At 44.9% G+C, this 15,718-nt stretch carries 13 protein-coding genes, 1 pseudogene and 1 other annotated feature; of the genes and pseudogenes, 5 read left to right on the plus strand and 9 right to left on the minus strand.

Annotated features, from left to right (window positions below):
- Positions 1–147 precede the first annotated feature (147 nt).
- A complete protein-coding gene (locus tag QZV86_RS01695; RefSeq protein ID WP_295623548.1) occupies positions 148–1,512 on the plus strand; it encodes an HD-GYP domain-containing protein in 1,365 nt (454 codons plus the stop codon).
- Positions 1,513–1,915: 403 nt separating this feature from the next.
- On the opposite strand, the gene QZV86_RS01700 is transcribed toward QZV86_RS01695, so the two are convergent.
- The 4 genes from QZV86_RS01700 to QZV86_RS01715 all read right to left on the minus strand — a co-directional run bounded on the left by QZV86_RS01700 (position 1,916) and on the right by QZV86_RS01715 (position 4,724).
- On the minus strand, positions 1,916–2,158 hold the full coding sequence (locus QZV86_RS01700; RefSeq protein WP_295623549.1) for an Imm32 family immunity protein: 243 nt from the start codon (positions 2,156–2,158) through the stop codon (positions 1,916–1,918).
- Positions 2,159–2,265: 107 nt separating this feature from the next.
- On the minus strand, positions 2,266–3,108 hold the full coding sequence (gene fghA / locus QZV86_RS01705) for an S-formylglutathione hydrolase (protein ID WP_295623550.1): 843 nt from the start codon (positions 3,106–3,108) through the stop codon (positions 2,266–2,268).
- A 2-nt stretch (positions 3,109–3,110) separates the two neighbouring features.
- Positions 3,111–4,217 carry an S-(hydroxymethyl)glutathione dehydrogenase/class III alcohol dehydrogenase gene (locus QZV86_RS01710; RefSeq protein WP_295623551.1) on the minus strand — a complete coding sequence of 369 codons (1,107 nt, stop codon included), beginning with the start codon at positions 4,215–4,217 and terminating at the stop codon, positions 3,111–3,113.
- A 15-nt stretch (positions 4,218–4,232) separates the two neighbouring features.
- The gene (locus tag QZV86_RS01715; RefSeq protein WP_295623552.1) at positions 4,233–4,724 is read right to left on the minus strand and encodes a low molecular weight protein-tyrosine-phosphatase; all 492 of its coding nucleotides are present in this window, start codon (positions 4,722–4,724) and stop codon (positions 4,233–4,235) included.
- A gap of 356 nt (positions 4,725–5,080) precedes the next feature.
- On the opposite strand from QZV86_RS01715, the gene QZV86_RS01720 reads away from it, so the two are divergent.
- Positions 5,081–6,793: a serine/threonine-protein kinase gene (locus tag QZV86_RS01720; protein WP_295623553.1), complete on the plus strand. Its 1,713-nt coding sequence runs from the start codon at positions 5,081–5,083 to the stop codon at positions 6,791–6,793.
- A gap of 65 nt (positions 6,794–6,858) precedes the next feature.
- On the opposite strand, the gene QZV86_RS01725 is transcribed toward QZV86_RS01720, so the two are convergent.
- Entirely contained in the window at positions 6,859–8,424 is a 1,566-nt protein-coding gene (locus QZV86_RS01725) for a galactose oxidase-like domain-containing protein (protein WP_295623554.1), read from the minus strand.
- Positions 8,425–8,584: 160 nt separating this feature from the next.
- Between QZV86_RS01725 and QZV86_RS01730 the strand changes: the two are divergent.
- Positions 8,585–9,208 (plus strand): annotated as a pseudogene (locus QZV86_RS01730) (transposase).
- Positions 8,863–8,972 (plus strand) — a sequence feature (AL1L pseudoknot). It overlaps the preceding pseudogene by 110 nt.
- Positions 9,209–9,558: 350 nt before the next feature.
- Positions 9,559–10,161 carry a nucleoid occlusion factor SlmA gene (gene slmA, locus QZV86_RS01735; protein WP_295623555.1) on the plus strand — a complete coding sequence of 201 codons (603 nt, stop codon included), beginning with the start codon at positions 9,559–9,561 and terminating at the stop codon, positions 10,159–10,161.
- Between the two features lie 11 nt (positions 10,162–10,172).
- Here slmA and moeB read toward each other — a convergent pair whose 3' ends face one another.
- The 4 genes from moeB to gpmA form a co-directional block, all read right to left on the minus strand.
- The gene (gene moeB / locus QZV86_RS01740) at positions 10,173–10,949 is read right to left on the minus strand and encodes a molybdopterin-synthase adenylyltransferase MoeB (protein WP_295623556.1); all 777 of its coding nucleotides are present in this window, start codon (positions 10,947–10,949) and stop codon (positions 10,173–10,175) included.
- Between the two features lie 20 nt (positions 10,950–10,969).
- Entirely contained in the window at positions 10,970–12,397 is a 1,428-nt protein-coding gene (locus QZV86_RS01745) for a S41 family peptidase (RefSeq protein ID WP_295623557.1), read from the minus strand.
- 47 nt (positions 12,398–12,444) lie between these two features.
- A complete protein-coding gene (locus QZV86_RS01750) occupies positions 12,445–13,587 on the minus strand; it encodes a peptidoglycan DD-metalloendopeptidase family protein (protein WP_295623558.1) in 1,143 nt (380 codons plus the stop codon).
- A 132-nt stretch (positions 13,588–13,719) separates the two neighbouring features.
- Entirely contained in the window at positions 13,720–14,469 is a 750-nt protein-coding gene (gpmA, locus tag QZV86_RS01755; RefSeq protein ID WP_295623559.1) for a 2,3-diphosphoglycerate-dependent phosphoglycerate mutase, read from the minus strand.
- Between the two features lie 376 nt (positions 14,470–14,845).
- Here gpmA and QZV86_RS01760 point away from each other — a divergent pair, with 376 nt between their 5' ends.
- Positions 14,846–15,559, plus strand: coding sequence for a hypothetical protein (locus QZV86_RS01760; protein WP_295623560.1), 714 nt, complete (start codon positions 14,846–14,848; stop codon positions 15,557–15,559).
- Positions 15,560–15,718 lie beyond the last annotated feature (159 nt).

Raw genomic sequence — 15,718 nt, forward strand, 5'->3', positions numbered from 1 at the left:
CCACAAGCGATGCTTGGACGTTCCTTGCGGGTCACGTAGAATCATGTGCATCTAAAAATATTGAGTAGTGTACTTTTATCGCACGACTTGATACATTGCTCATCTGCCATCAAATGTCGATGTGATTTCTAGCGAGGAAATCAGAATATGACTGAAGCAAAACCCACCGCTCCAAGTGTAATTGATGTTAAAGCTGATTCACAAGAGGCACTTGCCACCAGTCAGTTTGTTCATCGAAAAATCCTGCTTCGTTTGTTTCTGGGATGGCTTTTTCTCAGTCTCACGATTGGAAGCATCGTTCTATGGCTTGAAATTTCGCGCTTCCAGCAATTCGTTCATGCGCTTGCGTTAAAGGAATCTGGCGTACTCAGCGGTGAAATCCCTTCTGATTTAGAACAGCTGGATGGATCGACTTATCAGCACCTGACCAATCTGGCGCAACAATTGGTTAAGCGCAATTTTCTCGTGGTTGAGCTCTATGATGTCAATAAGCAGCTAAAGATCGAAGCAGTCCGTCAGGGACAAGAGACAACTGAGCAATGGATCAATAGCCACCGCCATCAATTCCCCCAGCGTGGTGACTTTTTTCAGGAATTTCATTTCACTCAGGGCAAGCTGTTGCTGCTTATGCTGGTCCCGATAAAAGGGCCGCAGCATGCATTAATCGGTTATTTCGAGGGCATCTACCAGATTGATCAGGAAACTCAGGATTCGATCAAGGATGAACTGTTGCACACACTGTTACTGATTGCCCTTAGCATCACTTTTACTACCCTTTTGATGTATCCGATTGTACTGACACTCAATCGGGAATTGACTAAACTTTCCACTGATCTTTTAACTGGAAATCTGGAGTTGATGAATGTGATGGGCTGCGCCATCGCGGAGCGCGATTCCGATACCAACAGCCATAATTACCGCGTTACCTTTTATGCCCTCCGGCTGGGAGAGGCGGTCGGACTGCGTCATGAAAATATCCTCAATCTGATCACGGGCGCTTTCTTGCACGATGTCGGCAAGATCGGCATTCGCGACCCGATTCTGCTAAAGCCGGGAAAGCTGACCCCACAGGAATTTGAGATCATGAAAACGCATGTCACGCTGGGCGTGGATATATTAAAACAATCCAGTTGGCTCAGTGGTGCTTGTGATGTGGCTCATTTTCATCACGAAAAATACGATGGCAGCGGCTACCCGAAAGGACTCGAGGGCGAAGCGATTCCGTTGAATGCGCGAATATTCGCCATTGTTGACGTGTTCGACGCGCTGACCTCCAAACGCCCGTATAAGGAATCATGGACGGTGCATGACGCTCTTGCCGAACTTGAACGTGATAGCGGCAGTCATTTTGATCCACAGTTATTACGTATTTTTGTGTCGATCGCCCCAGCGCTCTATCAGGAGGTGACAGGCATGGAGGAAAGCCAGATGATTGCCATGGTAAAACGTTGCATTTCGCGCCATTTCCTGACAACCGCAATCGGTACCAGGCCTCAAAGCCAAACACCTTGAATCAGAATTCCTTCGATTGTTACCGGGTAAGAACCAAAATTATGAGTGCGGCCATAGGAAATACACTAGCATCTAGAAACCTTTGCACGGACAAAGTCTCATTGAGAAGAGTGAGGTGATATAATCCCATTTTAAATCATGCAATTGAATTGGTGTTCATGAATTTCTCTGAATTTGATGTCACCCGCCGCACCCGCAAAGGAGACAGTCTCAACCAAATCGATGATCCTATTGAGACTGTTTGCAAAAACAAAAAATTCTTAGTTATAGACTTGACCCCATTGGCGTGCTGCAAAATTTTCTCGGTCTCGCAGAGTGATTCTTCGCAAAAACAAGAAATTCTTAGTTATGCACCTGACCCTATCGTTCCTCTAACTGGAGGCAGAGTTCATTACTTAGCGAATTACTCGATTAATGTTAGCTTTAAATGATGTACAAGGTCATTTTTAGCTACAAACTTATTTTTACTCAAATCATTCATTCCCCACGAAGGGGTCATAAAATGAGCGTGATCGCCATTATTTTTTAATTTGGATAATTCTTTAATTAAATATTCCAATCCTTCTTTATCGCAGTAGATTTCAACTTCTTGTGGTTTGTTATTTTCTGGTTCGCGATAATCACCAATTTCTACACTAACTCTCATTCTAAATTCCTTATAATTCAAAATCTCTTCATAAAAAATGGCAAGAAAATGGGGTCTCGAATCAAGAAAAATAAGAGCAAAAAATGAAGTGTTGACATTACTTATGATCATAACAACGCATCGCGATGATATTTCAAATGATCGTCGATAAATGTGCTGATAAAGTAATAGCTGTGATCGTACCCGTTATGAAAACGCAGCGTCAGCTTTTGATCTGCTTCGCGGCACGCTTTTTCCAGGTTTTCCGGGTACAGTTGTTGCGCCAGAAACTGATCGTCCAAACCCTGATCGATCAATAAATCTGGAATACGGCGACCATCCTGGATCAGCGCGGTGGCATCGTACTGACGCCAGCTTTGTTGATCTTCACCCAGGTAATTGCGGAATGCTTTTTGCCCCCACGGGCATTGCATCGGTGCGCAAATTGGCGCGAATGCGGATACCGAGCGAAACAACTCGGGATAACGCAGCGCCAACATCAATGCGCCGTGGCCGCCCATCGAATGACCGAAAATACCGGCGCGACTCGGATCTGCGGGGAAGTGATCGATAATGATCTGGCGTAGTTCCCGGGTAATGTAACTTTCCATGCGGTAATACTTCGACCACGGCGGTTGCGTTGCGTCCAAATAAAATCCCGCGCCTGCGCCAAAATCCCAGCCGTCGGTTTCACCGGTAATGCCGGTCTGGCGCGGGCTAGTGTCCATCGATACCAGCATCAGGCCGTACTCCGCTGCGTAACGCTGCGCACCGGCTTTGATCATGAAGGTTTCTTCGGTACAGGTGAGTCCGGCGAGAAAAAATAGTACCGGAACGCGTTGAATTTTTGCCTGCGGCGGTTGATACACCGAAAAGCGCATCGGCAAACCGATAGTTTCCGACGAATGTTGATAGTAGCTCTGGATGCCATCAAAGCAGCCGTGCTGGTTACGAGTTTCGAGTGATGTCATGATCAGTAAATCACCACGGAGCGAATCGATTCACCGCTTTTCATCAAGTCAAAGCCGTCATTGATCTTGTCCAGCGGCAGGGTGTGGGTGATCAGCGAATCGATATCGATTTTGCCTTCCATATACCAATCCACAATTTTGGGTACATCGGTGCGTCCGCGCGCGCCACCGAAGGCGGAGCCTTCCCATTTGCGACCGGTGACGAGTTGGAAGGGGCGCGTGCTGATTTCGGCACCGGCCTCGGCCACGCCGATGATGATGCTGCGTCCCCAGCCTTTGTGCGTGCATTCCAGTGCTTGGCGCATGATTTTGGTGTTGCCGATGCACTCAAAGCTGTAATCCGCGCCGCCGTCGGTCAGTTGCACCACGGCATCGACGATATTCGGTACATCGTTCGGGTTGATGAAACGCGTCATGCCGAATTTGCGCGCCATCGCTTCGCGTCCCGGATTGATATCGATGCCGATGATTTTGTCGGCGCCGACCATGCGCGCGCCCTGAATCACATTCAAACCGATGCCGCCTAGACCGAACACGGCCACGTTCGCGCCGGCCTCGACTTTGGCGGTGTAGATCACCGCACCGAGTCCGGTCGTGACGCCGCAGCCGATATAGCACACCTTATCGAAAGGAGCGTCTTCGCGGATTTTTGCCAGCGCGATTTCCGGTACCACGGTGTAATTGGAGAACGTCGATGTGCCCATGTAGTGGAATAGCGGTTTTCCATCGATTGAGAAACGCGAGGTGCTGTCCGGCATCAGGCCGCGACCTTGGGTGCTGCGAATCGCCTGGCACAAGTTGGTTTTTTGGGAAAGGCAAAATTTACATTCGCGGCATTCCGGGGTGTAGAGTGGAATGACATGATCACCTTTACGCAACGATTTTACGTTGGGCCCGACATCCACCACTACACCGGCACCTTCATGACCCAGGATGGTCGGGAAAAGACCTTCGGGATCAGCGCCGGATAGTGTGTAATAATCGGTATGACAAATGCCGGTGGCTTTGATTTCGATCAGTACTTCACCGGATTTCGGGCCTGCCAAATCGACTTGTTCGATCGTTAAGGGCTGACCGGCTTTCCAGGCTATTGCAGCGCTTGTTTTCATTGAAATTTGTCCTTGCTATATTTTGTGATTGCGCAGATGCACCAGCAGACCACGGCTGGCTTCTTCGACCATATCCAGCACTTGTTCAAATCCTTGCTGCCCTCCGAAATAAGGGTCAGGCACTTCGATAGTCGCAGGGGTGTTCTCGCCATATTGCATGAATAATTGGATCTTGCCGTGATGATGTTGAGGACTGCGCTGCCGCAATAATGCGAGGTTTTCGTTGTCCATGGCAAGTATGTAGTCGAATTCCTCAAAATCACTCGATTGCACCGCACGAGCGCGTAATTCGTCCATTTTGTATCCACGCTGTAATGCCGTATGCTGTGCGCGATGATCCGGCGGGTTGCCAATGTGGTAGGCATGCGTGCCCGCGGAATCCACTTCTATCATGTGACCCATGCCGGCGGTATTGACGATATGCCGGAATACGGCGTCCGCGGTTGGGGACCGGCAAATATTGCCCATGCAGACAAATAGTACTTTTATTTTTTTATTCTGGTCCATGATTATTGTGACTCTGGGTTGGCAGATATTAATAATATTCGATGAGTTGCCATAAGTCCTTAGCAAATCAGCAAACTGTGTTTTTAGCATCCCTCAGGCTTTTCTGAATTAACCTAAAGTTTACTAATACGTCATTAAACTTGGCAAGCCATCTTTTTGGAAACTCTAAAGTGATTCTATTCCATTGGTGTCATAATGCTTATGTCGGCTCAATATATGATTGCCGTTTAGCAGGCTGTTGAAAAACTAACTTTCATCGAAAACATTTATTGTTAACATTGCAGTTTTAAGGTGCACATAACACATAATAAAAATTTGACACCTAACTGATATTAGTAACAGGGATAATACCTATCATGACACAAATACACGATCAAATTCTGCCTGAGGGCACTCAAATTGGCGTCTATGAAATCAAGGGCGTTGCAAAAGTCGGTTCATTTGATATCACTTATCGTGCCTGGAATCATCATCTTAAAGAACGGGTGAAAATACGCGAATATTTTCCTCACGATTTCGCCATACGCGCGATGGATGGTCTTGGTGTTGAACCTAAATTTTTAACGGATAAAGAAAAGTTTGATTATGGATTAAAGGCATTTCTGGATCAGGCCGAGATTCTGACTCAGATTGAGCATCCTAATATTGCTGTAACAGAAAATATTCTCTCATTGAATGGAACGGCTTATCTGATTATGGGCACCCAGGAAGGTATGCCGCTCTCCAAGCTATTAGAGGCACGAGCATCCTTGGCAGAGACCGAATTAAAATTCATATTAGTATCGGTTCTGAGTGCCTTGCAGAAAATACACGAACACAAAATCGTGCACGGCGGTATTCAGCCGGCGGTGATTCTTATCGGTAAAGATGGCGAACCATTACTGATCAATTTTACTGCAGCACGATTGGCGATCGCTGCGCGCACTTCACGGTTCGCTGAGGAATTAGCCATCGGTTATGCGCCTGCGGAGCAATATGAAATCGACAATAAACCAGGACCTGCAACCGATTTCTATGCATTGGGTGCAATCCTCTATGCTTGCATGACACATCAGTCACCTGTTGCAGCACAGACCAGGAAAACGATCTTAGGCCGGGGGGAATCCGATCCAATGAGCGATCTTTCCGGGTCTCCGGACATTGCCTATAGTGCCGAATTATTGCAAGCGGTTCAGTGGATGTTGCGGCCAGAATATCAGGATAGGCCGCAATCGGCAGAGGAGATTTTGGCGCTGCTGAAATCAGAGCATGCCAGTGGAACGAAAACTTCAGCCGCAAAACAGATGGCTACAGAGCCAGTTGCGCATAGCCGTTCGGCTGCTAATAACAAGCTGTTGATGGGTGTCATGGCCGGTATCGTTGCTCTGGTAGCAGTTGGCTTGTGGTTCGACGAAAATCCTGCGGGATCATCGGATGACGGATCAGGTATTGTTGCCACTGAGCCCTTATTTCAACGCAATCCAGGCAAAGTTACTGGCACTCCAGAGACAAAAGAAGACTCATCCGTTGCTTCGGTTGCAACTGAAGCAAACCCAGAATCCAGTTCAGACAAAATATCCAAGACTGCGCAAGAAGTATTGAATGAGGCCGAGAATCAACCAGCAGAAGGCATACCTTTCCCAGAGAGTTTAGCGATTGTTGAACCGGCACGTAATGCTAGAGAAGCTACCAAACCGGTATCCGATAACGCTCAGCCATTAGCGGCGGCAGATGATGCATCGTCGCCTCAATCCACGCAGCAGAACTCGCCGGTAAAACCAATGGATGCAGGTTTAATTAAGAAACATTTGGTGGCTGCTGAAAAAGCCATGAAAGCAGAGCGCTTCACCACACCTGCAAGAGACAATGCCTATAAATACTACCAGATGGTGCTGACGATGGAATCCAATAACGCAGAAGCGCTTGCAGGATTACAGCGGATGGTGGATCGGTATATTCAGTTTATTGAAAAATCAAAGACTGAAGGTAAACTCGGTGCGGCTAAGCTTTATTTGCAAAGAGCGGAGTCTGTGTTGCCGGATGACCCTAAGCTACAGAAAATCCGGGCTGAATTGGCGAACGCTCAATAAGGTACTTCGCCGCACCAAGCGGCGAAGTACCCGATAGCGGGGGTGTTTCACCGCGAATTGGCAATTCAGCCAATTTGTATGATTCTAGCCACTGATGGTATTCCGTCAAGATTCCATACGAAAAGCATATAGAAGCCCGGAGGAGCTGCATTGGCTGAGGCAGGGGTTTTTACTGTTACGATAGGATTGCCTTTTTGCGCGGTCGGCAGGTTAAAGAAACGGGTTTCATTATTGAATGCATGCGTAGTAGCACCAATGCGTACCAACGTGATTCTGGAAATATTTTCAGTAGCTTCGATAGAAAATTGCTCATTCCAGCCCAACATGGTTGTTGGGGCATCCACAATGACCGGTCGAGGAGAGAATTGACCGCTCCCATCTTTTTTAAATAGGTAAGGTGGGTAGTAAATTTCACCATTAAGCTGAGTTAAAGGGCCGGGCGTGCCGCCGCCTCCAGTAATCACGCTTGCATCCGGAAGAAGCAGTGAAGTTGAATGATACAAGCGAGGGGTGGCCGCTCTTGCTGTCGATTTCCATATTTTTGTGTTGGGATTCCAAAGTTCAGAGTCCAGTGCTGCACCTGCTAAATCGTTGCCGGTTGATGATCCGCCATTGACCCAGACGGAACCATTGGCAAGTACTGTCGCATTGCTGTATTGACGATTTTTTGCCAGAGTGCCGCCCGAAGTCACGACAGGTTCACCATTACCATTGATGTTGACAACAAGCGCTGTGCGATTGTCGCGAACGGATAGTATGCGGCCAGGGGCGTACATTATGCTTGGCAAGCTGTTAATACCCGGTGTTATGGTTGATAGATACTTTGAGAGCGTGCCGGTGCCTGATGTATTGAGCTTGTACATTGCGCCGTCGTGTCCGAGAATAAACAACTTGCCTTGTGGGTTTACCCAAGCCCTGGGATAAAACCAGGCTTCTCCAGTGCCGCCCAGTGCTCCGTAAGCAGCATTACTGGTTGCTGAATTAAGCGTACGCCAACGACCATTTTTCGCACGCACTTCTGGCGTCGGTGAGTAAGTTGCTACCGTAGCAGGTATGGTGGGTGTTCCTGGAAAATCCCTGCTGTTACGGCCCCCCATCACGACATGCTCACCATTGGGCAACGTCACTGCAGTCGCGTACCAACGTTTAAACGTCATATTCTGGGGAAGGTGTGTCAGGGTATCGGTAGACGAGTCAAAAATATTTACATTATTGTGAGCATACTGTCTCTTCGTGTTCAAAAAAGCGTCACCACCAAAGAAAAGACCCCGGCCATCTGGAAGATGCGCCTGACCAGCGCAGTAAATGTCGGTAAGAGTTGTGTTAGGTAATGTCTCAAACGCATTGGCCCCAATGCCGAGTGATGGATCCCAGATAACATAGAGCAGATTGCCAATCTGTGTGCCCACAGTATCGGTTCCGTAAGCAATTACTCGCCCATCCGGCATCAGCATCATTGCGATCGGTATCACAGGCCAGTCGTGCAGCAGGCCGAATCTGCCTTTCAGATGCGCCTGTGACCCTGCTGCTACTGCTGGAGCGGCAATTGTGAAGGAAAGAAACAAGACCAGGATAGCTGGAAGATACTTTAGATGCCAAATTCTTTGAGCGGAAAGAGAGCGCTTAAACATCTTATATCTCCTGATATTGAAAGTATGAAAATCTAGATAATGAATTGTTATATTTCTATTGAAAATAGTAAAGAGAATTCCACGTTCAAATAATAGAAAATATAAAGGACTGAATCGCCCCGGATTTTCTGGAGATAAAATGATTTGAGAGGAAGAAGAGATGAAGAATCAAATCAGTTATTCACCGGAAGTACAGGAACGAGCGGTAAGATTGGTATTTGAACGCCAAAAGGAGTATGAATCGCAATGGTCGGCGATCAAATCGATCGCATCAAAGATTGGCTGTACAGCGAAGACATTGCTCATATGGGTAAGACGAGCAGAGACTGATCAGGGAATTCGGGGCGGCATGTTGACTGCGGATCGTGAGCGACTCAAGGCATTGGAACGGGAGAATCGGGAATTAAAGCGAGCCAACGAGATATTACGTAAGGCATCGGCATATTTTGCGCAGGCGGAGCTCGACCGCCGACCGAAATGATGGTGGTGTTTGTCGATTTGCTACACGGAACGCCTGGCAGAAGCTAATATTGAAGCTTCTGTTGGCAGTGTCGTAGATTCTTATGACAATGCGCTGGCGTTAACAATTAACGGATTATACAAGACTGAGGTCATAAGGCATCGTGGCCTCTGGTGCAATATTGATGATGTGGAATTTGCTACTTTGGAATGGGTGGACTGGTTCAATAATCATCGATTACTGGAGCCGATTGGAAATATTCCACCAGCAGAGTTTGAAATGGAATATTATCGCCAATTAAAGGAGTCAGCTGATGCAGCTTGACTCAAACCAAACAGTCTCCGGAAAATCCGGGGCGATTCACTATGCAAATCTAGCGGCCGCTTAACTACACTACATGGACTCCATTATTGACAGAACATATTAGTACCCGGCAGTCGGTCGCTGATATTGTCAATGCAGCTCTGCTACAACCGTCGGCATATCCAAAAGAAATCGCCTAACTCAGTTTATTTCAGCACCCATGTCCGAAATCCGCAAGCGGAGCTAGGCCGTTTGCAAAGCATCTAACGGTATGTCAATCGGCAAGAAGCCTTGCTACATTGGAATAATTATCACACCGATCCAGTATTTTGCTATATTCCCGACTTTGTTTTCTCTTTGCGGTTATCTCATTGGAACATTCATCTGCATCAGAAAAAATAAGTGAAAAGAAGGATCAAATCCTGCAAGCGCTGGCGGGGATGTTGGAACATCCGCAGAGACTCAAGATAACGACTGCAGCATTGGCCAATAAACTGGGAATCTCTCAATCATCCGTATATCGCTGTTTTCCTAATAAATCGCAAATGTTCGAAGCGTTGATAGAATTTATCGAAAAGACACTGTTTGTGCTGATTAATAAGATTTTGCAAGAAGATCATTCTGCTATCCAAAAGATTGAAAACTTATTGCTGTTATTGTTAGGATTCTCACGTAAGAATCCGGGTATGACGCGGATTTTGGTGAACGACGTCTTGATCAATGAAAACGAGCATTTGCAATTGCGCGTTAATCAGTTGCACGACAGATTGGAAGCCACTTTAAAGCAGGCGCTACGGTTTGCTGCTTCTGAGGGACAGATAAATAAGAATATGAATGTTACGGCACGAGCTAATTTATTATTGTGCTTTGTGATTGGTCGCTGGTGTCAGTTTGTCAAAAGTGAATTTGAGCGTGATCCCCTGGCAGACTGGGAGGTTCAGCGATTGACTCTGTTGCCGTCAGAAATTCTTTGAATCGAGAAAATTCATTGCCTGATTGGGTTTTCTGTTAAAACTGGTACGCGACATACCGGGCACGCCGGATCTTTAAGTAGATGGATGTAATGCCAATTCATCGTGAGGCCGTCGAGTAATAGTAAGCGTCCACTGAGACTTGCTCCAATATTCAACAGGATTTTTAATGCTTCTGCAGCTTGCATTGAGCCGATTATACCTACGATAGGTGAGAAAACGCCCATGATAGCGCAGGGCATATCTTCTCCACTTCCGATGTTTGGGTATAGGCAGTGATAGCAAGGGCTGTCGTCATGACGCAGATCGAACACGCTGATCTGACCGTTAAAATGCACTGCGGCTCCAGAGATGAGGGGTTTTTTATTGGCGATACAGGCCTGATTAATATCATATCGCGTATTGAAATTGTCACTGGCATCAATCACGACATCAACTTCTGTTGTGAGCTGTAGTAATTTCTCTGGCCCTACTTGCTCATGAATTGTAATGACATTGATTTCCGGGTTGATTCTGGCCAGTGATTGCTTGGCTGAGAGAACTTTTGCAAGGCCGATTGATTGGCTGTCATGCATAATTTGTCGCTGCAAGTTAGTCAGATCAACTTGATCGCCGTCACAAATGGTCAGATTACCTACTCCGCTGGCGGCAAGATAAAGCGCGACAGGAGAACCTAAGCCACCTGCCCCAACAATTAATGCGCGTGAGTGATTAAGCTTTTCCTGCCCCGCAATGTCAATTTGCGGAAGCAGGATATGGCGGCTGTATCGAAGGAGTTGATGGTCATTCACAAGCCTTTATCAACTCTTAATCAGCTCTCACTTTCATCGTTCTTTTTTGGAGAAGGTAAGGTGATACCTTTAAAGTAATTCATGGCTTGCTTTAACAGTTGGTCTTCTTCCGAGCCGAATTCGATAGGAGTATTATCTTTTTCATCTTTGTTCTTTTTATCTTTCTTGCCACCGGCAGGTTTTGATTCTGTTTTCTTTGTTTCAGAAGTTGCTTTCTTTTCGGTTTTCTTGCCATTGGACAAATGGCGATTCAAATCTGATTCACGCAGGCGTTGATCATCACCGTTGTCAGCTTCATCCAGAATGTCAGGCGTAATACCCTGTGCTTGTATAGATTGGCCATTGGGCGTGTAGTAACGCGCGGTTGTTAGTTTAATCGCGGTATTGTTTCCTAACGGCAGTATTGTTTGTACCGATCCTTTGCCAAATGTTTGTGATCCCATAACGACAGAGCGTTTATGATCCTGTAAGGCACCTGCAACAATTTCAGATGCTGAAGCGGAGCCGCCATTGACCAGCGTAATCATGGGTACAGTTTTTACTTCGGAAGGTAAGCCCCTTAAATAATCCTTATCAGGTCCGCGCAAATAAAATTCCGGGTTGGCATGTAATTTCATTTTTGCGTCAGGACTACGGCCTTCTGTGTAAACAACCAGCGCATTTTCCGGTAGAAAGGCCGCTGAGACTGCAACCGCTCCATTGAGTAATCCACCTGGATCGTTGCGCAAATCCAATATTAAACCTTTCATTTCTTTCTTGTTTTCACCAAATAGAGTTCTGATCGCTTGTGCTAGATTCTCGCCAGTTTGTTCTTGAAATTGCGTGATTCGAATATAGGCGTAGCCGGGTTCGAGCATTTTCGATTTGACGCTCTGAATTTTTATGATGTCACGTACTAAATTAAAAACCAGTGGTTCTGACTCACCTTCTCGTAATATCGTAATTTTTATCGAGGTTTTGGGTTTTCCGCGCATGAGCTTGATCGCATCATTAAGTGTCATGCCTTTTACAACCGTGTCATCCAATTTAACGATCAAATCGCCCGTTTGAATACCCGCACGAAATGCTGGGGTGTCTTCGATGGGCGAAATCACTTTTACTACACCGTCTTCCATCGTTACCTGAATGCCTAGTCCACCGAACTCACCTTGTGTTCCTATTTGTAGTTCCTTATATTCGTCTTTATCAAGATAAGCAGAATGAGGATCCAGACCAACAAGCATGCCATTGATGGCTTCAGTTATCAGTTTTTTATCTTCTACGGATTCGACGTAGTCGCTTTTGATGCGGCCAAAGACCTGAGCGAAGGTACGTAATTCTTCGATCGGTAGTGGATGAATAGCTTCGATGTTTTCTTTTTTGGCAATGGCGGAGAAATTCAAACTGAGCATCACTCCAGCGATTACCCCAATTAGAATTAGGCCTGATTTTTTGATTGTATTACTCATGATGCTATCTCCGCACTGATCGAATTTATGTAAATGGCTTGCCGCATTCATTCTATTTTGATCCAAGTCAAAGGATCAAAAGGCTTACCCCTGTGACGAAGTTCAAAGTATAAACCTGAATCTGCATCACCACCGCTATTTCCTACGGTAGCTATTGTATCGCCGCCGCGAATCATGTCACCTACTTGTTTATGGAGTGTTGTATTATTACCATAAAGGCTCATATAGTTGTTTCCATGATCCAAAATTATCAAATTACCAAAACCTCGCAACCCGTCAGCAAATACAACTCTACCACCTGAAATGGCTTTAACGTCGCTACCTTTAGGCGCCTGTATAAACAGACCTTTCCACGTTATATGCTTACCTGAACGTTGACCGCCAAAAGTATTAACAAGTTTCCCACGTACAGGTAAATTTAATTTACCTTTGAGCGATGGAAATGGAGTGTTTGTTGTAGAGGCATCTGGGAGCTTATTGTTAATTCGAGAACCGCTGCTGGATTTTTCCTGAATAAGGAATTTATTAATCTCATTAACTAAATGAGTGATGCGTTTTTCGTCATCCTTAAGCTTGTTAAGCTCTTGTTGCTTTTGGGTAATGTTACCAGACACCTGTGATAGTATGCTTTTCTGTTTGTTTCTTTCTTGCTCAAGCTTATTGCGTTCATTGTGATATTGGGTTTGGATGGCAGTAATCTCCGCTTTTTTATGACGGCTTAGCTCAGTGAGCGTCAGAATTTCGTGTTGATTTTTTTTAAGATTTGTAATGCTATCTGAACGAGCAAGTACGAATTGTTGGTAATAATAGATGTTCCGAGCAGTTTGATTAGGGTCATGTTGATTCAGCAGTAAGTGTAAATAATTGTGTTGCCCTCCGATGTATTGCTGGTAAATTAATTTTTCTAGTCGACTTTGCTCGGTTTTAATTTCCTTGCTAATTATATGATGCCGAGTTTGTAATTGTTTGTATTCTTCAACAGCTTGTTGGTCATCGGTAACAAGTTTGGTTAATTTGCGGGAGATATTATTGATTGCTTGCTCAGTTTTACGCAATATATTCGTTGTATCTTGTTTTAATGATTCTTTACTGGCTAAATCTTTTTGGAGTAATTGGATGCGCTCACGTAACAATTTGAGATTTTCTTGATTGCTTGAGAATGCTGAAGGCGGACAAATAAAAGTCAACACGCATACTAACAGCACTGAATGAGCACATTGCGGATGAATCAAATTAGACGTATTAGTTTCCAGAATGGTATGATTTATTTGAATTAATGCATTATTTATTATGTATATACCAGAATAAACGGATGGCTATATTTAAACAGCTGACTTTCCTTGATTAGCTACAATTTTCATTGCTTCCTGAATATCGGCCGTGTTGCCAAGATAATAGTTCTGAATTGGTTTTAAATTATCGTCCAGTTCATATATTAACGGGATCCCGGTAGGAATGTTGCAATTGAGAATATCAACGTCGGAAACATTATCTAGATACTTAACCAGTGCTCTTAATGAATTTCCATGTGCAACAATAATTACACTTTTGCCAGCTTGGATCTGAGGTGCAATAGTTGTGTTCCAATAAGGTAAAAATCTTGCAACCGTGTCTTTAAGGCACTCAGTTAAAGGGATATCATCACGTGCCAAATTTTTATAGCGTGGGTCGGTTCCGGCATAACGCCGGTCATCAATACTTAGCGAGGGTGGTCTAACATCATAGCTGCGTCGCCAAATCAGAACTTGCTCGTCACCATATTGAGCTGCTGTTTCAGTTTTACTAAGGCCCTGGAGTGCGCCGTAATGTCGTTCATTTAATCGCCACGTATGTTCTATCGGAATCCACATCTGATCCATTTCATCCAGTACTATCCACAAAGTCCGAACGGCACGCTTGAGAACTGATGTATAGGCGATATCAAATGTAAATCCATGCTCATGTAAAAGCTGTCCAGCATTTTGAGCCTCTTGAATGCCGTTTGGTGTTAAATCAACATCTGTCCAACCAGTAAATCGATTTTCTTGATTCCAAGTGCTTTCCCCGTGGCGCAGGAGAACAATTTTTTTCATATTGACCTTTTAATGAAAAGCAGAATGAATATTATGGAGGCTTAATAAAGAGCATATTTTATTATAATTTTGGCCTGAAACACAGTATATGGCCGATACTTTTGAACGAACATGTAAGTTTTACATAAATTTCATTCATTTTGAGAAGTGTTACTTTATTCTACCTGCCAGTAAAATAGATAATGGGTGGAAGAAGAATTTGTTGAGAAATACTTATTGTCAAACAATAATTACTTACTCTACAAATATTTTAATTTCGATTAATATTCTAATTTTTTTGTTATACAATCCCGAGCTTAATTTATTCATTGTGTTTGGCTGAGATAACTGGGCATACATCAATAGACTGGGTTTGCAGATATAATTTGGAGAAAATATGAAGGCAGTTTCTAGGAATATTTGGGCAACAAAATTTTGTGGTGTGATTTTAGCTTCTTTATTGGCATTGCCGGTGCACGCGCAGTTGATGTTGGCGCATGAAGGACATCATGATGCGGGAGGCTGTGTGATTAAAACGGGTGAATTCCCAGTAACATTCAGCGCTTATGAGGTGCCCGAGGGCGGTATACCGCCAATGCATTCATTCTGCGAAAATTTACCTAAAACTGGTAAAGTGAATTTGACCGTTGAGTTGCCGCAACAAGCGCGCCAAATGCTTTTGGCTGTTCGCTTGGTGAAAGAAGGGCATGACGGACATGGTGAAGGACAGCATAATAGTGCTGCTGATCATAAATCAGCGGATGTTGAAGATCATTCGGATTCGGATCATGAAGGCATGAATCATGATGAACATGCGGGGCACGGAGTTACTGAACATGGCATCGTATATATGCCTCCAGAAATGCATCGATCAGGAATTATTGTGGTCGCAGCTAATATCCAGGAGAAAGGCCAGTATGCAATTCAGTTGGAAAGAGAGGATGATGTGGGCAATGTTAAGACGGTAGTAAAGATTCCACTAAATGTTGGAAAAGGTGGTGGACATGGCAGTCACGGTGGTGGTTTTGGATTAATGGAAATTGCGCTATTAGTTGCGGTGGGTGGCGGTGCTGCTTTTTATTTTATGCAACGCAAAAAAGCATCGGCATGATTTAGTTGCGGTTGCTTATTGTTGTCCATCAGTGCAATTTATTGAATCGATTAAAAGATTGGTGCTAAGCAGTTTCTCGTGTTTTATTTTGCCTGTCAAAAACCCTTGACAGTACAGGGTTGACTAAGTAGTCTAAGGCAAGATAGCTATCTGTGAAAG

This window comes from uncultured Nitrosomonas sp., from assembly GCF_902826915.1.
Lineage (GTDB): Bacteria > Pseudomonadota > Gammaproteobacteria > Burkholderiales > Nitrosomonadaceae > Nitrosomonas.